The sequence below is a fragment of the Paenibacillus vietnamensis genome (assembly GCF_020169515.1).
GTDB lineage: Bacteria > Bacillota > Bacilli > Paenibacillales > Paenibacillaceae > Pristimantibacillus > Pristimantibacillus vietnamensis.
Genome location: NZ_JAHMHW010000001.1, coordinates 623430 through 645181 on the forward strand (window position 1 = coordinate 623430; position 21752 = coordinate 645181).

The following is a 21752-nucleotide window of genomic DNA, read 5'->3' on the forward strand; positions in this document are numbered from 1 at the left end:
CATGATGGTGAGAATCTTTTAATTAAGCCGTACTTCTTACTATACCATACTTTTTGATTCGTTACCGACTTGTGTTACGGAAGTCAAAAGCATAAAAATGCCAAAAACCCTTCATACTGACAATAAGATTACTTTATGACACAGGAGGGAACTATGTACGACAGCCATCATCATCCATTAATCGTTCAGTCGGATTTGGCGGTGCTGCTTGACGAAAGCAAGCCGAACGCGCAAGCGGCCAGAGAAAAACTGGTTCAATTCGCTGAAACCGTCAAGCGTGCGGGATCGGTACATACATTCAAAATAACGGCTTTGACGTTGTGGAATGCGGCAGCAGCGGGAATGGCGGCTGAGGACGTGATCCAGTGCCTGAAGCAATTCGGGCGTTATGAGCTGCCTTTCCAAGCCGAAGCTTCCATTAAAAGGCTGATGGGAAGATACGGGCGGCTGTCGTTAATTTCGGAGGCGGGAAAGCTGTATTTGCAGGGAGAGCCGGAGGTGCTGGGGCAGCTTGCCGGGCATGCTTCCGTCGGATCGTTTGTAAAGCATCGGGAGAATCCGGACAGATGGGAGCTGGAGGCCGGGTGCAGAGGAAGCTTCAAACAGGAGCTTACGCGGCTCGGCTATCCGGTCATCGACCGGGCGGGCTTTCATCTCGGCGAAGAGCTGCAGGTGCAGCTTCGCGGTCAAACGCTCGGCAACCGGCACTTCTCCCTTAGAGATTACCAGCGGGAAGCGGTGGACCGGTTCTATCAGGAAGAGGCTGTGCATGGCGGCTGCGGGGTTGTTGTTCTGCCCTGCGGCGCCGGCAAGACGGTTGTCGGGATCGCCGCTTTGGCGCGGCTCGGCCGAGCGACGCTGATTCTGACGTCAAACAATACGTCGGTGCGGCAGTGGCGGGACGAGCTGCTCGATAAAACGACGCTGACCAGCGAGGAAATCGGGCAATATGGCGGCGCTTTAAAGCAGGTTCGTCCGGTTACGATCGCGACATATCAAATTTTGACGCATAGAAAATCGAAAGATTCGGCTTTTTCTCATATGAAGCTTTTTTCCGAACGGGATTGGGGCCTTATTATTTACGACGAGGTTCATTTGCTGCCTGCACCGGTGTTCCGGATGACCGCCGAACTTCAAGCGACCAGAAGGCTCGGTTTGACGGCGACACTGGTCCGGGAGGACGGCTGTGCGGAGGATGTGTACTCGCTGATCGGTCCAAAGCAGTATGATATGCAGTGGAAAACCGCGGAAGCAGGCTCCTATATTGCATCGGTGTCGTGCACTGAAATTAGAGTTCCGCTAACGAAAGAGAAGGAGCAGCAGTATCATGAAGCAACCGCGAGGTCGAAGCTGAGGCTGGCCGCCGAAAATCCGGGGAAAATTCCGGTCGTCCGGGAGCTGCTTCAAACGCATGCGGACAAGCCTACGCTCATCATCGGGCAATATTTAAATCAGCTTCATGAGCTGGCGCATGAGCTTCAAGCTCCTTTGTTGACGGGTGAGATTCCGCAGCACGAACGGCAGGTGCTGTACGAGCGCTTCAAGGCGGGAGAAATAAAGGTTTTGATCGTTTCCAAGGTCGCGAATTTTGCAGTGGATTTGCCCGATGCGTCGGTTGCGATCCAGCTGTCCGGCAGCTTCGGCTCCAGGCAGGAGGAGGCGCAGCGGATCGGCAGACTGCTAAGGCCGAAGCAGGGCGACAACTCGGCGTGGTTCTATTCGCTCGTTACCGAGCGGACGAAGGAGACGGAATTTGCCGTAAAACGGCAAGTATTTATGCTGGAGCAGGGATACCCTTACGACAGGCGAAGCTCTGGCATTGACCCGAGCAGCGGATGGGAGGCGGTCAACCGATGAAATTCAGTCAGCTGGCAGAGAAGCTGGATCAAAAGCAGATCGAGGACTTTGAGCATGCCGCGGTTTGGAAGCCTGCCGTTATGAGGGGGCTGGGCTGGCGCGAAGCCTCTCTCGATCCAAGCTCCGTACAATCGGCAATAGAGCTTCTTTCCGTTTATGCAAGAGCCTTTCTCAAGGAAATGCTGCGCGCCTTTGCCGCCCTTCCGTCCGAGGAGGAGAAGCTGCTGCAAGCCGTCCGGAAAAATACGGCGATGTCGGGCGCCGAATGCCGGATCGGACTTTCGGAGCTAAAGGAGGCGGGAATCGTATTTTCCGTTCGGAAGGTTTGGGGCGAGCGCATCTGCTTTATTCCAGCTGAATGCTTCGTTCTTTGGCAGCAGGCGCTGTGGCCTCTCCGGCTTGAAGCGTTAACGGAACAACAGCAGGAATGTTTAATGAACGGTCAAATCAGGCCTTTCCGCAGGCCGCTCGGAAAGCAGCTGCTTTCCGGCTTTGCCGCGCTTGCCAAATCGGGTATGGAGCTGACTTCCAAGGGAGTGCTTCATAAAAAGACGGTTGCCAGGCTCGCGCAGGCCGTCGATTTGGAGGAGGCCTTGCTCCAGCCTTTCGGGCTGAATTGGCTGCATAAGGAGCATTATCCGCTGAAAGCGGCGTTTGTGCTCGAAGCCGGCACCGCTTTCGGACTTCTGCGGACAGAGCAGGACGCGTTGAAATGGAATGAAGACCGTCTCTCCCATTGGCTTTCCAAGGGCGAGGCGGATCGGGAGAACGATTTGCTGGAATGGTGTATGGGACTGCTGCTTCCGGCGGGGGGAAGCCATGCCCATAACGGAGCCGCCCTGACGGCCTTGCAGGCGGACATCTGGTATTCCGGCCGGGAGATAGAGGCTTGGTCCGGCGAGCTTGAAGCTGCTGCGGCGACGCCTCATGACGCCTCCTTGACGCAAAGCAAACCGTCTCCCTGCTGGCTTGGGCTGTTTTACAATTTCGGCTGGATGGAGGTTGTGGATTGCGAGAGCATAGACCTGCGGCCGGAGATGTTTTTCAGATGGAAAGGGGTTCTGGGTAAAGGCCCCGGCCGGGAGGTATTGCAACAGCAAGCCGAGGAATCTTTCCGGCATATTAGCGTGCAGCCTAACGGGGAATTGATTGCCGACCCTGCTTGTCCCTTCTCGATCCGGTGGGAGCTGGAGCTGCTTGCCGAGCTGATTACGGATGAGCGGATTGCCGTTTACCGGATGGAGCAGCAGACGGTTGCCCTTGCATTGGAAAACGGTAGAACAAGGCATTCGATCCGGACCTTTTTGGAATCGGCATCCGGCGGCGAGCCGCTTCCTGCTGCCTTTGAAGCGTTACTGGAGGTATGGTGCGGGCGCGCCTGCCGCTCCTGGTTCGCCGAAGTTGTCCTGCTGCGATGCGACAATGAACAAATGGCGGCAATCCTAGACAACCATCCCGGCGCAGCAACGATGTTGACAGCAAAGCTGGGAAACACGGATTATATCGTGAGCAAGGCGCACGTAAGCGAGCTCAGGCGCCTGCTGCAGCAGGCAGGTTATCCGCCGCGAAAAGGTGTCCTTATCGAGGAGGAGGAGCAAGGCGGCTATCCGAGCGTAATCCGTTTCTTTCCTGATAAAGGGGTTCAACAGACGGAACAGGGAAGTAAGACCGCGGCGTACGTTTACGAAGCGTTTCCGCTGCAGCATTTTGAATTGGAGGTTCAAGATGCTTCATCCCGCATGCCTCTTCTTCAGACGGACCGGATACCGGCCATTTGGACCAAGCAGCTGCGCGCCTATCATCACTCTACCCGCAAAGAGCTGATCGAGCAGGCGCTGGCCTGGCAGACGCCCGTACAGCTTCGCATGCGGCAGGAGCTGAACGAATTTGTTCCCGAAAAATTGGAGCAAAAGGACGGGGCGTGGGCGGTAGTCGGTTTGCTGCGCAGCACGGAGGAGAAGCAGCAGATCCGGCTGACTCCGGACATGTGGGACGAAATGCGTCTCGTCATCCCGGGCCGCGGGGAGCTAATATAATCTCTATCTATTCGTACAAGTAGTATGATATGATAATGTAGATGTGAGCGAACAGAAATGAGGTGGATGAATGCCAATGGCTGAAGGAACAACAGCTGTTACGGATGAATGGCAGCAGGGCGGCGTTTCTTCGCTGGATATGGCGTCGTTGTTGCTATGCGCCTATGAATTAGGGGATTGGATCAATCAGTCGGCAGAGGTCGCCGATTATTTATATTGGAAGTCGGTCGTGAACGGGGATGAGACCGTAGGGGAAATGAAGAAGCGATTCGCGAAGGCGAAGGAAAGGTTTGCGGAATGCGAGCGCTTCGGCCGTTTTCATCCCGATTATAACGACGCAAAGGATAAATTAAAGGATATCGAACGGGAGCTTGACGGGGTGGAATGCGTCCGGCGCTTCAAGCAAGCGGAGCAGACCGTAGACGAAATGCTTTACGATGTCTCCCGCATGATAGCCGAATCGGTGTCGGACACGATTAAAGTGCCGGGCAACGAGAAGGCGGCCGGCGGCTGCGGAAGCGGCGGATCGTGCGGCTGCGGAAGCGGCGGCTGCGGTTAACGAACCTTAGGAGGGAAAAGATGTTACCGGATCGAACGGGTTATATTGTTTGGGTGAGCGATTTGAAAGCGGCAAGGTCATTGGAACGTTTCGGTTCCGTGCATTATATGTCCCGGAAGATGCATTACGTCGTGATGTATATGAATGCGGACCGCTCCGAGGAAGCGGTAAGGCAGATGAATAAGCTTCCATTTGTACGCAAGGTTGAACGCTCCTACCGCAACGAAATTAAAACCGAATATTCGAAGGACAGCGAAGATAAAACGAGATTTTATAGTCTGTAGCTGTTTGCCTTTTATGAGAAGCTTTCCGGCATGATTTAATCGCCGGGAGGCTTTTTTTTTCGTTTAATTAATGAATATCAACTAAAAATTAACATATTTGGTCGGACTTTAATTTAATGTTGTAATATCGGACAATCATGGTAGAATGGAATTAAATTCATAGTATAAAAGCCCTGGTTCCTTGGAAGGAGTTGGTTGCGTAATGAAGGATAAAACGACAAGCAGATGGAGCACATACGAATCGTTTTTTATCGAGCTTGGTGATAAGAAGGTTGCAGATATCGTAATTACCAACCATGCGAAGAGCCGATGGCTGGACCGGATCGAAAGCGAGAAAACCGGCTACGAGGATATAGCCGAATTTTTATGGGAATGCTTGAAGCAGGGAAGGATCGAGCCCTATTACCGAAACGAGGAAGACGTCTATCTGATCGATGACGATCTTGTGTTCGTCGCGGAATTTACGGATTCGAGCACCGAAGCGGACCTCCTTGGTAACCCTTTACATAAAATGATTGTCGTCACTTTTTTGGGAAGAATGTCCGAGACGATCGAACTAAGAGATCTGAAGTCCTATTACTCGTGGTTGCGCCACTCGCGGAGAATGACGCTGGTGAAGAGCAGCCGGAAGCACAGATAACATGATGTTTACGACATATAGAGAACGGAGCGTATAATCTGCAAAGATTGGACGCTTTTTTTATTTCCGTTTTCGTATGGGAGCGGCGGCGCGACTGCGAACGGGCTTTGTAGTATAATACAAAATTAGAAGAAAGGATGAATGGAAAATGCCACTAAATTTCCACCAGCTGCATATTTTTTATACGGTTGCGGAACGGGGCAGCTTTTCGGCCGCCGCCCAATCGCTGCATATGACTCAACCGGCCGTTACGATGCAGGTGCAGTCGCTTGAGGACTATTTCGGCACGAAGCTGCTGCAGCGCTCGACCAAACGGATCGAGCTCACGGAAGCGGGCCGGGCGCTTATGCCTTACGCGCAGCGCAGCATCGATTTGATTCGCGACACGGATCAGGCGATGTCTTCGTTTACGAAGCAGCTGAAAGGAAGGCTTCAGCTTGGCTCCAGCCTGACGATCGGCGAATACATTTTGCCTCGTTTGCTTGGACCGTTCGGGCAGGAATATCCGCATATCTCCATTAGCATGAAGGTGATGAACACTTCGCAAATTATGGAGGATATTTTGAACCATCAGCTTAACTTCGGGCTGATCGAGGCGCCGGTCAACCATCCCGATATGCATATGGAAGCGGTGATGAGCGACGAGCTTAAGCTGATTGTCTCGAAGGATCATCCGCTTGCGGAGCGGGCCTCCGTCAGTCTGGAGGAGGTCATGGAGTATCCGTTCGTGCTGCGCGAGCAGGGATCGGGAACGAGGCTGGTCATGGAGGAACAGCTGAAGAAGAAAAAAATCGATCCCGCCTCGATGAAGATCGTTATGGAGCTTGGCAGCACCGGCGCCGTCAAATCGGCTGTCGAAGCGGGACTAGGCATTTCGTTCGTTTCCACATCCTCCGTGAAACATGAGGTGGCGCTCGGACTGATCCGTACGATCAAAATAGCGGATACGACGTTTCAGAGGCAGTTTTATTCGATGTATTTGAAATCGGCGCTGCTGCCGATTTCGGCGGTTACCTTTTTAACATTTCTGAGAGAGAGGGATCTGCAGCAATGGCTCTAATTAGCGGTCTTGCCGATTTGCATACGCACACGACTGCATCGGACGGCTTGCTGCCGCCGGCGGAGGTCATCCGGCTTGCGAAGGAAGCCGGACTCACGGCCGTTGCCGTCACCGATCACGATACGGTTGCCGGGGTAGCCGAGGCCGTTCTCGAAGGGGAAAAGCTCGGCATCGTCGTCGTACCGGGCGTCGAGATCAGCACGGAAGCCGGCGGAATCGACATTCATGTGCTCGGCTATTATACGGATAACGGGAATGAAACGTGGCTGGAGCGGCTTGCAGGGCAGAGGAATATTAGAAACCGCCGGAATGAAATGATTGTGGACCGGCTCAAGGAGCTCGGCATCGACATCACGATGAACGATGTTGCGGCAGCCGCACGGAGTACCGCCGCTTCGAAAGAAGGAGATCAGCGGAAGGACGCCAGCATCGGGCGCCCGCACATAGCGGAGGCGCTCATCCGCAAAGGCGCGGTCGCCGATATGAAGGAAGCGTTCGACCGGTATTTGGCATCCGGAGCGGCCGCCTATGTGAACCCGCCCCGCTTGCATCCTGCTGAGGCGATCCGGTGGATCCGGGAAGCCGGGGGGACAAGCGTTATCGCGCATCCCGGCCTTTACGGCAACGATGAGCTAGTGGAGGAGCTTCTCCGCAGCGGCGCGCAGGGCATCGAAGTTTATCATTCCGATCACGGGGAAGAAGAAGTGAAGCGATATGCCGCGCTCGCTGAGAGGTACGGCTCTATCGTAACCGGAGGCTCCGACTTCCACGGCGTCCGCGGCGGCAAGCCGTTCCATGGAGCAGTCGGAAGCCGGACGGTCGATGCGGATACGGCAAGGAAGCTGTACTCCGCCAAAGGACTTTCAACATCATGATGATCCGCACCTCAAGCGGTAAAGTAAAATCACGGTCTCAACCCGCGAACGGGATAGAGACCGTGATTTTTTTACTTGACCTCGACGGCCAGCGATTTGATTCTTTGCTCGTCCGGCGTAATAAACAAGGTTTTCTGATTGTCGTAAATGACGAACCCCGGCTTCGCGCCGCTAGGCTTGCGAACGTGGCGGATGGACGTGTAGTCGACCGGAATGGAGCTGGACGCACGGGCCTGGCTGTAATGCGCGGCAAGCATGGCGGCTTCCTCCAGCGTCGCGTTGCCGTAATCAAGACCCCGGATAACGACGTGGGAGCCGGGAATGTCCTTCGTATGCAGCCAGGTGTCGGTAGGCGACGCCAGTCTGTTCGTCAAATATTCGTTCTGGGTGTTATTTTTACCGACGTAGACGGATGCGCCCTCCGAAGAGGTATAGCAGAGCAGCGAAGGGCGCTGGTTTTTTTTCTTCTTCGGGCCGCGGCGACCCCGCTCCCTCATATAGCCCTGCTCAACAAGCTCGTCCCTGATTTCCTCGATGTCGGCAAGAGATGCGTTGTCCAGCTGCTGCAGCAGCGATTCGAAATAATGAATTTCCGTCCGTGCGATTTCCATCTGCTCGGCAATGACGGACAGGCTGTTCTTATGCTTCGTGTAGCGCCTGAAATAACGCTGCGCATTATCGGAGGGAGTAAGCTGCGGATCCAGATCGATCGTCACTTCGGTCTGCTCCTCGTCATAAAAATTGATGAGCGTGACAGAAGAGTCTCCTCGCTTGATTTGATGCATATAAGCGGTAAGCAGTTCCCCGAGTACCCGGTACTTCTCGGCATCCTTCGCCTCGGTTAGCGTCTCCTCCAGCTTTTTGATTTTGGATATGTTTTTGGCCTTCTCGTTCTGGACGAACCGGATCAGGTCCGCGGCGCGCTGCTTGACCGTATCGCGCTCCGCCTTGTTCCCGAAAAAGCCTTCCAGGCAGGCGCTCACGTCCAGGAATCCGGTTCTTTCTCCCTGTAAATGAGTCAACTCCGTTACGGAAAAATAGGCTTTTCCGTTTTCTTCCGCCGTAACGATGTTCGGAACGAACCTTCCGGCCTTCATTTGCCCGACAAAGGCAGAAAACGCCTCCCACAACGGAACGAGCTCGGTTTCTTCGCCGCCGCCGTATGCCCGGTAGGACAGCTCCTTCGCAAGCAGCGGGCTGAAGCCGCTGAACGCGTCAAGCAGCCGCTTGTGCATCGGGGTGTTCTCCTCGAAGCTTGCGAGGATATCCGCAAACCGTTGTTTGTTCAAGTCGGAAAAAGGATCCGTTTTTCCCTGCTCGGGCGGTGCCGTGTAGCTGCTTCCGGGCATGACGATCCGGTAGCTGCTGATCGCCGGAGTCACATGGTGAATGCCGTCAAGGATGATGCCGGACTGAGGATCCATCAAAATAATATTGCTGTGGCGTCCCATAATTTCGATGACGATCCGCTTATTCGATAAATCGCCAAGCTCGTCGCGGTGCTTGACTTCAATATGAATGATCCGCTCGCGGCCGACCTGCCGGACCGATTCAATGACGCCGCCTTCGCAGTGCTTGCGGAGCAGCATGCAGAACATCGGCGCTTCCATCGGATTGACATAGGTTCCGGTCGTCCAATGAACGCGCGGATATGTCGGATTTGCCGACAGGAGCAGCTTGCCCTGGGCGCCGGCTCCCCGGATGCCGAGCACCAGCTCGTGCTCGGTGGGCTGATGAATTTTATGTATGCGGGCGCCTATGCAGCGCGAGAGCTCCTGCGTGACCGCGTAGGTAACAATGCCGTCCAAAGCCATGTTGTCTCGTACCTCTCTTCCCTTTCATGCTTTCTCTATCATGCCATAGTTGCGGCAAAAACTTAAGCCCTTATGTGGGATATTTTAATGGCTGTCCGAATACATTTAGCCTAGAAGGGCTGTCCGAAGGGCCGGCGCAGCAGCAGCTTGGCTCGGCATATCACGGAAGGGAGTTATACCATGGAACAAGTGAAATGGCATCAAATGGGGACCGGCGAGCTGGCCCAAATGCTGGCAAGCTCTCCTGAGAAGGGGCTGAATACGGCTGAAGCGGCGAAGCGGCTTGAGCAAAACGGGCGAAACGAACTGTCCGAGGGCAAGCGCGTATCGCCGGTTATTTTGTTTCTGAATCAATTTAAGGATTTTATGGTGCTCGTCCTCATGGGGGCTACCTTGATTTCGGGCTTGCTCGGCGAATATTTGGATGCCATTACGATCATCGCGATCATCGTTATTAATGCGGTGCTCGGCTTTGCCCAGGAGTTCCGGGCGGAGCGCTCGCTGCGCGCGCTGAAGGAGTTGTCCGCCCCTTCGGCGAAGGTGCTGCGAGGAGGAGAGCTGATGACGATTCCCGCCAAGGAGCTTGTCGCGGGGGATATCATCTACCTGGAGAGCGGCGACCGGATCCCGGCCGATTTGCGTCTGTTCGAGGCCAACAGCTGTTACGTGGAGGAGTCGGCGCTCACCGGGGAATCGGTGCCCGTCGGCAAGCATGCCGACGTGATCGACGAACCCGAGCTTCCGCTCGGCGACCAGCGCAACGTCGGTTTTATGGGAACCATGCTGACGAGGGGGACGGCAAAAGGGATTGTCGTCCGTACGGGAATGGACACCGAAATGGGGAAAATCGCCGGGCTCATCGAGCAGACCGAGGCGATGGAGACGCCGCTGCAGCACAGGCTCGAGCAGCTCGGAAAAATTTTGATCGTCGTAGCGGTTGCCTTAACGGTGCTGGTCGTCTTAGCGGGCATTTTACACGGGCAGCCGACATACGGAATGTTTTTGGCCGGTGTCAGCCTGGCGGTCGCCGCTATTCCGGAAGGGCTGCCGGCGATTGTCACGATCGCGCTCGCGCTTGGCGTTCAGCGTATGATCAAGCGTAAGGCGATTGTCAGGAAGCTGCCCTCTGTCGAAACGCTTGGCTGCGCATCGGTCATATGCTCGGACAAAACCGGCACGCTGACCCAGAACAAAATGACCGTTACCCACGTTTGGCTGGGCGGCAGGCGGATGGAAGTCAGCGGCGAAGGCTATGTGCCGGCCGGCGCCATTTACGAGGATGGCAAAGAGCTTGATATAAAGCACGATTTGTCGATCAAGCGGCTTCTGCAGGTTAGCGCTTTGTGCAACAACGCCCAGCTGATGCAGGCGGAGGCGGAGGAGCCGAAGAAGCGCAAAAGCAAGGAGTCTCATGAGGAATGGATCATGAAGGGGGATCCGACGGAAGGCGCGCTGGCCGTACTGGCTGCCAAGCTCGGCAGCTCGGCCAAGCAGCTGGAGCCGCTGTACAAGCGCGAAAAGGAGTTCCCGTTCGATTCGGAGCGGAAACGGATGTCGGTGGTCGTCGCCCATCAGGGCGGCAGGCTGATCTGCACGAAGGGCGCTCCCGACATGCTGATGGAGCATTGCGCCTACGTGCTGTGGGACGGCAAGGTCGTGCCGTTCACCGCGACGCTGAAGCGCAAATGCGCGGAAGCCGGCGAGGCGATGGCCCAATCGGCGCTGCGTGTGCTCGGACTCGCTTATCGCGACCTGCGGCCGGGCGAAGCCTGCGAGAAGGAAGCCGACGCGGAGTGCCAGCTCGTATTCGTCGGGCTCGCGGGGATGATCGATCCGCCGAGGAGGGAAGTGAAGGAAGCGATCGCGACGTGCCGCAGAGCCGGCATTAAGACGGTCATGATTACCGGCGACCATCAGCTGACTGCCGAAGCGATTGCGGCCCAGCTCGGCATTATGCCCCGCGGCGGCATCGCCGTAAGCGGAAAGCAGCTGGAGGCGATGGAGGACGAACAGCTTGACCGGCTTGTCGATAACATTTACGTGTACGCACGCGTTTCGCCCGAGCATAAGCTTCGGATCGTAAAGGCGCTGCAGCGCCAAGGGCATGTCGTCGCGATGACGGGGGACGGCGTAAACGACGCTCCGGCGATAAAGGCGGCGGATATCGGGATTGCGATGGGCATTACAGGCACCGACGTATCGAAGGAAGCTTCAGCTCTTGTGCTTAGTGACGATAATTTCTCGACGATCGTTGCCGCGATTGAGGAGGGCCGCGGCATTTACGAAAATATCCGGAAATTTATCCGCTATCTGCTCGCTTCGAATGTCGGCGAAATTCTGGTCATGTTCCTTGCGATGATGGCCGGCCTGCCTCTGCCGCTCGTACCGATCCAAATTTTGTGGGTCAATCTGGTAACGGACGGCCTGCCGGCGATGGCGCTGGGAGTCGACCAGGCGGAGAAGGACTTGATGCAGCAGAAGCCCCGCTCCGCGAAGGAAAGCATTTTCTCCCGCAGGCTAGGCTGGAAAATTATTAGCCGGGGTATTCTGATCGGTGTCTGCACACTCGGAGCCTTCTGGATTACTTTAGTAGAAGGTCAGGGCCATGCGGATCAGCTGATCAAGGCTCAGACGGTCGCGTTTGCGACGCTGGTTATGGCGCAGCTCATTCACGTTTTCGACTGCCGGAGCTCCCGTTCGGTCTTTCACCGCAATCCGCTTCAGAACAAATATTTGGTGCTGGCGGTCATTTCGTCCCTGCTGCTGATGATCGGCGTGCTGTACATCGAAGCTTTGCAGCCTATATTCAAAACCGTTCCGATCGGCTTCCGCGAATGGTGTCTCGTATTCGTAGCCGCGGGCATTCCGACTTTCCTGATGGGAATCGGCAGCGTGCTCGGCAAGCCGAAGAAGAAAAAAACGGGCACCAAATGGCCGGCCGGGCCGCAGACGGCTTCCAGATGACATAAAAATGCAAAAGTTGATACAAATTATGAATAGCGTTTCTTCCGGCTTTGCGGTATGCTAGTATGAAAAAAACACCGCAAAAAACGGGCTGCTGCCTCGGTTCGGCTGCAGCCCGTTTTTGCTTGCAGCATAAGAGAAGACGAGGAGAGAGCATTTATATGAATTTTACGAAGATGCATGGTTTAGGCAATGATTTTATCGTTTTCGCAGGCGAGCGGCAGCTTCCGGACAATGCGGCCGAGCTTGCCGTCCAGCTTTGCAACCGGTTTTTCGGCATTGGAGCTGACGGTCTCGTCTATATCCTGCCTTCGGAAATTGCCGATTTCCGCATGCGCATCATCAATTCCGACGGCTCCGAGGCCGAGCAGTGCGGCAACGCGATTCGCTGCGTAGCGAAATACGTTTACGATAACGGCTTGACCGATAAAGAGGAAATTACGATCGAGACGCTTGGCGCCGGCGCGCAAAAGGTACAGCTCACGGTACAGGACGGACAAGTCGCGACCGTGCGCGTCGATATGGGCGAGCCGATTTTGAACGGCCTGCAGGTTCCGACGACGATCGACGCCGAGCGAGTCATCGAGCATCCGATCGAAGTGGACGGCCGCGAGTTCCGTTTCACGGCTGTGTCGATGGGCAACCCGCACTGCGTTATCTATGTGGAAGACGCCGTGAATTTTGATCTTGCAGCATGGGGGCCGAAGCTCGAAACGCATCCGCTGTTCCCGCGCAAGATCAACGTCGAATTCGTAACGGTCAATTCGCGTACGCACACCGACATGCGGGTATGGGAACGCGGAGCCGGACCGACGCTTGCTTGCGGCACAGGCGCTTGCGCAACCGTCGTGGCGTCGGTATTGACTGGCGCTACGGACCGGACGGCGACCGTCTCGCTTAAAGGCGGAGATCTTCTTATCGAGTGGAATGAAGCGGACAACCACGTTTACATGACGGGCCCTGCCGCGGTAGTCTTCCGCGGCACCCTGTAAAGCAAACGCAGATGGGTGGTATGACAAATATGAAACCGGATTTGCGGGAAGCGCTCAAGCAGCGTATCTTGACCGGGGACGGGGCGATGGGAACCTATCTTTATCAGATGGGGTTCCCTGTCGGCGTTTCTTACGAGGAATTCAATATTTTGCGTCCTGATGTGATAGAGAACATTCACCGCAGGTATTACGAGGCAGGCGCCCGCGTAATCGAGACGAATACGTTTTCCGCCAATTTGGAGAAGCTCTCGAAATACGGTTTGGAGGGCGACATGGAAGCGATCAACCGCGCCGGCGTGAGGGCCGCCCGCGCGGGAGCCGGAGCCGACGCCTACGTCGTCGGCGCGGTCGGCTCGATACGGGACGGCAAGCTGAAAAACCTGCGCACTGTTAAGGTTACCGAAGCCTATGAGCGTCAAATGCATGCCCTGCTCGATGAAGGGGTCGACGGTATCCTGCTCGAGACGTTTTACGATTTGGAGGAAATGCGGCTTGCGCTCCGCATCGCCCGCGCTGCGACCGACCTGCCTGTCATTTGCCAGTTTGCGGTAGAGGATGTCGGCCGCACGCAGGAAGGCAACGGCATGAAATCGGCGTTCGACACGCTTCAGCAGGATGGGGCCGACGTCGTCGGCTTTAACTGCCGAAGCGGCCCGACCGGGATTATGCGGGCGATCGATTCGATCGAAGGGACGGTCGGCTTGCCGTTGTCCGTCTATCCGAATGCGGGTATTCCGGATTACATCGACGGCAAATATAGCTATTCCGCCGGCCCCGAATATTTTGCGGAGACGGCCAGACGGTTCGCCGACCGCGGCGCAAGGATCATCGGCGGCTGCTGCGGGACGACGCCGGAGCATATCGCGGCTATGGCCGCGGCGTTGAACGGTTACGTTCCGCAAGCCCCGCAAGCCGGACAGGCGGCAGGGGCCGCAGCCGAACAAGCGGAGCGGATCGAAGTTAAGCCGGCCGGCAAGGAGTCCGGGCAGCCATCCGCCGCTGACGTAAAGGAGAAGCCGGCTGACCGCGAGCCAACGATTGTCGATCTCGTGAAGCAGCGGCATACGGTCATCGTCGAGCTCGACCCGCCGCGGGACCTGGATATCCGCAAGTTTATGGACGGCGCTGCCGCGCTGAAGGCGGCGAAGGCGGACGCGGTGACGATGGCGGACAATTCGCTTGCGGTTACGCGCATGAGCAACATCGCGCTGGCCGCGCTCGTGCAGGAAAGAGTGGGCATCCGGCCGCTCGTTCATATCGCGTGCAGGGACCGCAATCTCATCGGAACGCAGTCCCATATGATGGGCCTTGATGCGCTCGATATCGACCACGTGCTCGCTGTTACCGGAGACCCGGCCAGGTTCGGCGATTTGCCGGATTCCAGCTCGGTCTATGACCTTACTTCGTTCGAGATGATCCGGATGATCAAGCAGCTTAATGAAGGCACGGCCTTCTCGGGGAAGCCGCTGAAGCAAAAAGCCAACTTCGTCGTCGGCGCCGCGTTCAACCCGAACGTGAAACATTTGGACAAAGCGGTGCAGCGGCTCGAACGCAAAATCAAATCGGGCGCGGATTACATTATGACGCAGCCTGTCTACGATCCGGCCTTGATCGTTCGCGTTGCCGAGGCGACCGCGCACCTGTCCGTGCCGGTGTTCATCGGCATTATGCCGCTGGCCAGCGGCCGGAATGCGGAATACTTGCATAATGAGGTGCCAGGCATTCAGCTGTCCGACGAGGTTCGCCGGCGGATGGCCGGTCTTGAAGGCGAAGCCGGGCGCGCCGAAGGCGTGCAAATCGCCAAGGAGCTGCTCGATGCGGCCTTGCCGCATTTCAAAGGGATTTACTTGATTACGCCGTTTATGTTCTACGATATGGGCGTTCAGCTTACACAGTACGTGTGGCAGAAAACGGAGCGTTTTTAACCAATATCGAAAAAATAGATGCGAAAAACAGGCTTTTTTGCTTGTTTTCGCATTTTCTCTTGTTCGATCGCCTAAAATCAATTAAAATAAAGCATGGATACGGTTGCCATACTCGGAGCGGGCCGCCTTCGCAAACCCTAAATTTGGGGTCTAAAGCGCACGGCGTGCCGGATCAAGAAGTATGCACCGCACTTTTTTCGTCAACAATAGTGCAGTAGTTCTGTCGGTATTTGACGTGAACCCTAACTTGTCGTATTCGCATTTATAATAAACAATAGCTTTGTAAAGACAGCTGCACAGGATAGACCGTGGGCGGAGGAGGAACCAGGCTTGGCTATTAAACTTATTAATATCGGATTCGGTAATATCGTATCTGCGAATCGCATTATTTCAATCGTAAGCCCGGAATCGGCTCCGATTAAGAGGATCATTCAAGAAGCACGGGACAGGCATATGCTCATTGACGCGACATATGGCCGCAGGACGCGCGCTGTAATTATTACCGACAGCGACCATGTTATTTTATCAGCAGTTCAGCCGGAGACGGTTGCGCACCGGTTGTCCACCAAGGACGACGATAACGACGAATAGTACGGGGAGTCATATGGATAAAGGATTGCTAATTGTATTGTCCGGTCCTTCGGGAGTCGGAAAGGGGACGGTATGCTCCGTTCTGCGAAACAAGGTGCCCGATTTGGTTTATTCGGTATCGGCCACGACCAGAGCTCCAAGACAGGGCGAGGTCGACGGCGTTAATTATTTTTTTAAGTCCAAGGAGCAGTTCCAGGATATGATCGCACGCGACGCATTGCTTGAGCATGCCGAGTATGTAGGCAACTATTATGGAACGCCGCGCGAATTTGTCGACCGTACGCTGGCGAGCGGCAAGGACGTCATATTGGAAATTGAGGTTCAGGGAGCTTTAAAGGTTAAGCAGAAGTTCCCGGACGGCATTTTCATTTTTTTATTGCCTCCTTCTTTGGATGAGCTCAAGCAGCGCATTACCGGACGCGGCACGGAGTCTCTCGATACGATTAACAATCGGATGACCGTTGCCGTTGAAGAGATGAACTTGCTGCGACATTACGATTATGCGGTGTTGAACGATGAAATCGATGCCGCCTGCGACCGGATTCGCAGCATTATTATTGCCGAGCATTGCCGTAGAGACCGATTCATCCCTTATGTATCGGATATGGTGGCAGCTATCGAGAAAGCATGAGTGAGGAGAATGAACTATGTTGTACCCATCCATCGATGAAATGGTCAAAAAGGTTGACAGCAAATACACGCTGGTCGTTGCGGCTTCCAGACGCGCACGCATGCTGCGCAACGGCGACAAGTCCGAGCTCCGCAACCCGCGCTCCCGCAAGTTTGTCGGTGTAGCGCTGGAGGAAATTTACGGCGAGCTGCTTCAGGTGGAGAAGGTTCCTTCGAAAGAGGAATAGTCTTCATGTACTATAGTAACGGGAAAGGGATTGCAAACTGGCGACAGCTTGCAGTCCTTTTTTTGTAGCGGCAGCTTCATCCGCAGCAGCGGACTACAAAAAGCAAGCGTCATTTGGTAAACTATTGTAATCACATTTCCGGTCAAGCGGGGAGGCGTTTTTCGATGGCGGAAGAGCGGGAAATTCGCGATTTAAAGGAATCGCTGGAGCGGCTTGAACACAAAGTTGAACGGCTCCAGGCGGAGAAACGGCAGGCAAGACCAGGCTGGCAAAGCTTTTCGGTCGCCTTTTTGATCGTTTTTTTTGTTATGCTTGTCGGAATCGGAGTTATACAGTTCATAGTTCAATAATAAATAAAGAAGAGGAAGTTTGTACGCATGCACAACGAATTAAGCACATTTCCCGTTCTGTCCAAAGGGATTGTAATGGGATTCGTGGAAAACTGCTTCTCGCTTGATTTCAATGTAGACGAAGCGTCTATCAGCAATATCAGCATTATCCCGACGGTAGGGGACCGTTATGTCGTCATGAAAATCGATAACGGAAAGTGGGAGCTTGCCGGAGGCACCCTCGAGCCGGGCGAGCATCATCTGCGCGCTTTGGAGCGCGAGGTCATGGAGGAGCTTGGAGCGGAGCTTGTCACCTATGAGCCATTCGGCTGCTTCAAATGCCATTCGTTCGCGAAAGAGCCGTACCGCCCGCATATTCCGCATCCCGATTTCGTGCGTCTCATCGGCTATGGGGAGGTCCGCCTCGTAGGCAAGCCGCTTAATCCTCCTGACGGAGAACAGGTGATTGCCGTGGAGCTCGTCGATATCGACGAGGCGGTCAACAGGTTTAACAGCATCGGAAGGCAGGACATTGCCGAGCTTTATCGGCTTGCCGATCAGATCCGCCGGCAAAAGCAATAGTTAGTTTTTGGGGTTCCGTATGGTATGATAATAGGTGGATTAGCGTGGCAAGAATCTTGAACAGGAGGGGACGGAATGGACAAATTACGTTATCCGATTGGCAGATATTCTTATGCAGGAATGACCGTTAAGCAGCGGGAGCAGTGGATCGAGGAAATCGAGAAGCTCCCCGGCCAGCTGAGGGCCGCGCTTGAAGGTCTGGACGACGAGCAGCTTGACACGCCGTACCGAAGCGGGGGATGGACGGCGCGCCAGGTTGCGCATCATATCGCGGACGCGGCGATGAACTGTTTTACACGCTTTAAGCTTGCGCTCACGGAATCCAACCCGACGATCAAGCCGTTCGAGGAGGAGCGTTGGGCAATGACGGCAGACAGTCTGCATGCCTCGCCGGCCATCAGTCTGGCGATCGTAGAGGGCATTTACGCTAGATGGGTGCTGCTGCTGCGCTCGATGGAAACCTCCGATTTCGAAAAAATGTTCTACCACCCGGAGCAAGGCAGCCAAATCGGGCTGGCCTATTTTCTCGGATTCGTCGCGTGGCACGGTAAGCATCATGTCGCGCATATTACGAGCTTAAGGGACCGCAAGGACTGGTAGCTCTCGCGGCCTCGTGCCGTGATACATATGCTGAGCCTCCGAAAAGCGGCTTCAGCTGTTTACACTTGGGATAGGAGACACACCATGCTGACAGGAAAATCGATCATATTGGGCATAACGGGCGGAATCGCCGCCTATAAAGGCGCCGCGCTTTGCAGCAAGCTTGTTCAGGCCGGCGCGAAGGTTCATGTCATTATGACGGAATCGGCGACAAAATTTATTACGCCGCTGACATTGCAAACGTTATCCCGCAATCCGGTGTATACGGATACATTCGACGAACGGGATCCATCCGTCGTCTCCCACATCCATTTGGCGGATCATGCGGATTTGATCGTCATTGCCCCTGCGACGGCTAACGCAATCGCGAAGCTCGCAGGGGGGCATGCCGACGATATGCTGAGCACGACTTTGCTGGCGGCAACTTGCCCTGTGCTGATCGCTCCCGCCATGAACGTGCATATGTACGAGCACCCTGCAGTCGTAAGCAATCTGGAACTGCTTGCGTCCCGCGGTGCGATGTTCGTTGAACCCGGTACGGGTCAGCTGGCATGCGGGTATGTTGCCAAAGGCAGGCTTGCGGAGCCGGAGGAAATCGCCGACGCTGTCGAAGCCTGGTTTGCCCGGAGCCGCAGCCTTGCCGGCAAACGTGTACTCGTCACGGCAGGAGGTACGATGGAGAGGCTCGATCCCGTCAGATATTTGACGAACGATTCCTCCGGCAAGATGGGGTTCGCGATCGCCGAAGCGGCTAAGCTGATGGGTGCGGAGGTAACGCTGGTCGCCGGGCGCACGATCGCTCCGCCTCCCGCGGGCGTGCATGTCGTTCGCGTGGAATCCGCCGAGCAAATGCTTGAGGCTGTCACGGCCGAATACGACGATATGGATATCGTCATTAAAGCCGCTGCCGTAGCGGATTACCGGGCGGTGAACATAAGCGGGCAGAAGCTGAAGAAAAACGGCGAGCGTCTCGTGCTGGAGCTGGAGCGGACAACCGATATTCTGGAAACGCTAGGAAGGCGCAAGACGCATCAATTTCTTGTAGGCTTCGCGGCGGAAACGGAGCAGGTCGCCCGATATGCGATGGATAAGCTCCGCCGCAAGCATTGCGATCTCGTCGTGGCCAACGACGTAAGCATGGAAGGCGCCGGCTTTAACGGAGACACGAACATCGTTCAGGTGTTTGGCGAGGAAGGGCTCGTAGAAGCGCTTCCCATCATGTCCAAACGCGAGGTCGCTTCCCGCCTTCTCGAGCTGATCGGGGACAGGCTGGCGCGGCCGGAGGGAAGTAAGCATGATCGCTAAAGTGATTGTTGACGTGCCGAGCCGCCAGACGGATCGGCCGTTTGACTATGAGGTGCCTTTGTCCATGCGGAAATGGATCGAGGTCGGCAGCCGCGTCGGCGTTCCGTTCGGCGGCAGGGTGCTGCAAGGGTTCGTTACGGGGCTGGCGGAGGAGACGGATATCGATGTCAAGAGACTAAAGCCCGTATCCGAGCTGCTCGACCCCGTCCCGCCGCTGCTCCCGGACCTGGTCGAGCTGGCAAAATGGCTCAGCGACAAATATTGCTGCTCCTGGACGACGGCTCTTCAGGCGATGATTCCGGCGGCGCTCAAGGGGAAGGCCGAGCGGCTTGTCGGCATTCAGGATGAGGAGGCCGCTGCGGAAGAGCTTCCTCCGGAGCTGCTGGAATGGCTTGTCGGCAGTGCGAAGCTTGTTAAGCTGGACGCGCTCCTGGCGCGGTTCCCTAATTATGCGGGACCGGTGAAGGCGGCTCTGCGCACCGGCACGCTCGCTGAGCAAACCTCGATCCGCGACAGGCTGGCGGTCCGTAAGGTGCTGACGGTATTCGTCCCCGAAGGCGCAGAAGAGGTTCGCGAGGCGATGGTGAAGCTGCCGGCAAGAGCCGCCAAGCAGCGAGAGCTGCTCGCCCGGATGCTGGAGCATGGCGCTCCCGTACCGCTTCAGGCTTTGCTGGCCGAGACAGGAGGCTCTGCCGCCAGCGTCCGCTCGCTTGCGGACAAAGGGCTTCTTATTCTGCGCGAGGTGGAGACGCAGCGTGATCCGTATGCGGGCCGCGAATTTGAGCGGACGGCTCCACTTCCGCTTACCGCAGGACAAGAGGAGGTATACTCCCGAATCAGACGGGTGATCGGCGAAGGAGTCCCGCAAACGATGCTGCTCCATGGAGTAACCGGCAGCGGCAAAACCGAGGTTTACCTGCAATCGATCCAATTTTGCCTCGAGCAGAGCAAGCAGGCGATCGTGCTCGTGCCGGAAATTTCGCTGACTCCGCAAATGGTCGAGCGGTTCAAGGGACGGTTCGGGGACGCGGTAGCCGTGCTGCACAGCAGGCTCTCGAACGGGGAGCGCTACGACGAATGGCGCAAAATAAGAAACCGCCGCGTCCAGGTCGCGATCGGGGCGAGGTCTGCCATTTTTGCGCCGTTCGAGAGGATCGGCCTCATTATTATCGATGAAGAGCATGAATCGTCCTATAAGCAGGAAGAAAGTCCAAAATACCATGCGCGGGACGTTGCGGTACGGCGGGCGAGGCAGCACGGCGCAGCGGTCGTGCTGGGCTCGGCGACACCCTCGCTCGAAACGTTCGCCGCGGCCAGCCGGCCGCAAGCCTCCAGGGATCAGGGGAGGGAGCAGGCGCTCCTTCCGATGCCGGACCGCGTCGGCGGGCGGCCGATGCCGCCGGTGACGGTGGTCGATATGCGCGAGGAGCTGAAGGAGGGCAACCGCTCCATGTTCAGCCGATTGCTTCACCGCTCGCTCGCCGAACGTCTCGAGCGAGGCGAGCAGTCCGTGCTGCTGCTCAACCGGCGCGGATATTCGACGTTCGTCATGTGCCGGTCATGCGGCTATACGGCTGCCTGTCCCCACTGCGACATCTCGCTGACCTATCACCAGAAGACGCGCGCGCTGCGCTGCCATTATTGCGGGCATGCCGAGCAAGCCCCGGCGACTTGCCCGGCATGCGAAAGCGAGCACATCCGGTATTTCGGGACGGGAACGCAAAAGGTCGAGGAGGAGCTGGCGAAGCTGTTCCCCGGCATCCGGGTCATCCGGATGGACGTGGATACGACGACGGAGAAAAACTCGCACGAGAAGCTTCTGAAGCAGTTTGGCGAGCGCAAAGCGGACGTGCTGCTGGGAACCCAGATGGTGGCGAAGGGGCTCGATTTTCCATACGTTACTCTGGTAGGGGTCATTGCCGCCGACACATCGCTTAACCTGCCGGATTTCAGGTCTGCTGAGCGGACGTTTCAGCTCTTAACGCAGGTAGCGGGCCGTGCCGGGAGGCATCATCTGCCGGGAGAGGTTGTCGTTCAGACCTATTCGCCCGAGCATTATGCGATCGTAACGGCGCAAAAGCACGATTATGCGGCTTTCGTGAACGAGGAGCTGCGCCACCGGGGAGCTCTTGGCTATCCGCCGTACTGCCGGCTCATTCTGATCACGATGTCTCACGAGCAGCTGCCGCTGCTGTCGGCGGTATGCGACCGTTTTGCCGCCGCGCTGCGCGAGCTGGCCGAGCATGAGGGAGTCCTCCTGCCGCTTGCCAGCGGCTTCGGCAGAGCGTTGGAGGTGCTGGGCCCGGTCGCCTCGCCTATAGCTAGAATGAAAGATCGCTACCGTTTTCAATGTGTGATAAAATATCGGGGAAACATCGATGCGTCGGCTCTCGTCCGCAGGGTGCTCGTTCCGTTCACGGAAGGCCCTCCGCAGCGGCAGGTCCAATTCAGTATTGACGTCGATCCGCAAGTTATATTATAA

The 21752-nt window shown here is 56.1% G+C and carries 19 protein-coding genes; 18 read left to right on the forward strand and 1 reads right to left on the reverse strand.

Going from position 1 to position 21752, the window contains the following annotated elements; all coding sequences use genetic code 11:
- Nucleotides 1-153 precede the first annotated feature (153 nt).
- From KP806_RS02650 to KP806_RS02680, 7 genes are all read left to right on the forward strand, one after another.
- Nucleotides 154-1857, forward strand: a complete 1704-nt coding sequence (locus KP806_RS02650; protein ID WP_224721991.1) for a DNA repair helicase XPB — start codon at nucleotides 154-156, stop codon at nucleotides 1855-1857.
- Nucleotides 1854-3893 (forward strand): helicase-associated domain-containing protein, encoded by a 2040-nt coding sequence (locus KP806_RS02655; RefSeq protein WP_224721992.1) that lies wholly within the window; start codon nucleotides 1854-1856, stop codon nucleotides 3891-3893. Before KP806_RS02650 ends, KP806_RS02655 begins: the two co-directional genes overlap by 4 nt.
- A gap of 76 nt (nucleotides 3894-3969) precedes the next feature.
- Nucleotides 3970-4452, forward strand: a complete 483-nt coding sequence (locus tag KP806_RS02660; RefSeq protein ID WP_224721993.1) for a YlbF family regulator — start codon at nucleotides 3970-3972, stop codon at nucleotides 4450-4452.
- Nucleotides 4453-4472: 20 nt separating this feature from the next.
- Nucleotides 4473-4736 (forward strand): YlbG family protein, encoded by a 264-nt coding sequence (locus tag KP806_RS02665; RefSeq protein ID WP_224721994.1) that lies wholly within the window; start codon nucleotides 4473-4475, stop codon nucleotides 4734-4736.
- Nucleotides 4737-4938: 202 nt separating this feature from the next.
- Entirely contained in the window at nucleotides 4939-5376 is a 438-nt protein-coding gene (locus KP806_RS02670; protein WP_224721995.1) for a hypothetical protein, read from the forward strand.
- Nucleotides 5377-5524: 148 nt separating this feature from the next.
- Complete coding sequence (locus tag KP806_RS02675) at nucleotides 5525-6436, forward strand: selenium metabolism-associated LysR family transcriptional regulator (protein ID WP_224721996.1); 912 nt, start codon at nucleotides 5525-5527, stop codon at nucleotides 6434-6436.
- The gene (locus KP806_RS02680; protein WP_224721997.1) at nucleotides 6427-7311 is read left to right on the forward strand and encodes a PHP domain-containing protein; all 885 of its coding nucleotides are present in this window, start codon (nucleotides 6427-6429) and stop codon (nucleotides 7309-7311) included. Before KP806_RS02675 ends, KP806_RS02680 begins: the two co-directional genes overlap by 10 nt.
- Nucleotides 7312-7382: 71 nt before the next feature.
- On the opposite strand, the gene KP806_RS02685 is transcribed toward KP806_RS02680, so the two are convergent.
- Entirely contained in the window at nucleotides 7383-9125 is a 1743-nt protein-coding gene (locus tag KP806_RS02685; RefSeq protein WP_224721998.1) for an Rqc2 family fibronectin-binding protein, read from the reverse strand.
- 180 nt (nucleotides 9126-9305) lie between these two features.
- On the opposite strand from KP806_RS02685, the gene KP806_RS02690 reads away from it, so the two are divergent.
- The 11 genes from KP806_RS02690 to priA all read left to right on the forward strand — a co-directional run bounded on the left by KP806_RS02690 (nucleotide 9306) and on the right by priA (nucleotide 21752).
- Entirely contained in the window at nucleotides 9306-12089 is a 2784-nt protein-coding gene (locus KP806_RS02690) for a calcium-translocating P-type ATPase, SERCA-type (protein ID WP_224721999.1), read from the forward strand.
- A gap of 161 nt (nucleotides 12090-12250) precedes the next feature.
- Entirely contained in the window at nucleotides 12251-13081 is an 831-nt protein-coding gene (gene dapF / locus KP806_RS02695) for a diaminopimelate epimerase (protein WP_224722000.1), read from the forward strand.
- Nucleotides 13082-13110: 29 nt separating this feature from the next.
- Complete coding sequence (locus KP806_RS02700) at nucleotides 13111-15006, forward strand: bifunctional homocysteine S-methyltransferase/methylenetetrahydrofolate reductase (protein WP_224722001.1); 1896 nt, start codon at nucleotides 13111-13113, stop codon at nucleotides 15004-15006.
- A 330-nt stretch (nucleotides 15007-15336) separates the two neighbouring features.
- Nucleotides 15337-15597 (forward strand): extracellular matrix/biofilm regulator RemA, encoded by a 261-nt coding sequence (gene remA, locus KP806_RS02705; protein WP_005548256.1) that lies wholly within the window; start codon nucleotides 15337-15339, stop codon nucleotides 15595-15597.
- 13 nt (nucleotides 15598-15610) lie between these two features.
- Nucleotides 15611-16228 carry a guanylate kinase gene (gmk, locus tag KP806_RS02710; protein WP_224722002.1) on the forward strand — a complete coding sequence of 206 codons (618 nt, stop codon included), beginning with the start codon at nucleotides 15611-15613 and terminating at the stop codon, nucleotides 16226-16228.
- Between the two features lie 16 nt (nucleotides 16229-16244).
- Entirely contained in the window at nucleotides 16245-16454 is a 210-nt protein-coding gene (gene rpoZ / locus KP806_RS02715) for a DNA-directed RNA polymerase subunit omega (protein WP_224722003.1), read from the forward strand.
- 164 nt (nucleotides 16455-16618) lie between these two features.
- Entirely contained in the window at nucleotides 16619-16804 is a 186-nt protein-coding gene (locus tag KP806_RS02720) for a hypothetical protein (protein WP_224722004.1), read from the forward strand.
- A 27-nt stretch (nucleotides 16805-16831) separates the two neighbouring features.
- Nucleotides 16832-17365 (forward strand): NUDIX hydrolase, encoded by a 534-nt coding sequence (locus KP806_RS02725; protein WP_224722005.1) that lies wholly within the window; start codon nucleotides 16832-16834, stop codon nucleotides 17363-17365.
- 75 nt (nucleotides 17366-17440) lie between these two features.
- The gene (locus KP806_RS02730; protein ID WP_224722006.1) at nucleotides 17441-17965 is read left to right on the forward strand and encodes a YfiT family bacillithiol transferase; all 525 of its coding nucleotides are present in this window, start codon (nucleotides 17441-17443) and stop codon (nucleotides 17963-17965) included.
- Between the two features lie 84 nt (nucleotides 17966-18049).
- On the forward strand, nucleotides 18050-19270 hold the full coding sequence (coaBC, locus tag KP806_RS02735) for a bifunctional phosphopantothenoylcysteine decarboxylase/phosphopantothenate--cysteine ligase CoaBC (protein WP_224722007.1): 1221 nt from the start codon (nucleotides 18050-18052) through the stop codon (nucleotides 19268-19270).
- Nucleotides 19260-21752: a primosomal protein N' gene (gene priA / locus KP806_RS02740; protein WP_224722008.1), complete on the forward strand. Its 2493-nt coding sequence runs from the start codon at nucleotides 19260-19262 to the stop codon at nucleotides 21750-21752. Before coaBC ends, priA begins: the two co-directional genes overlap by 11 nt.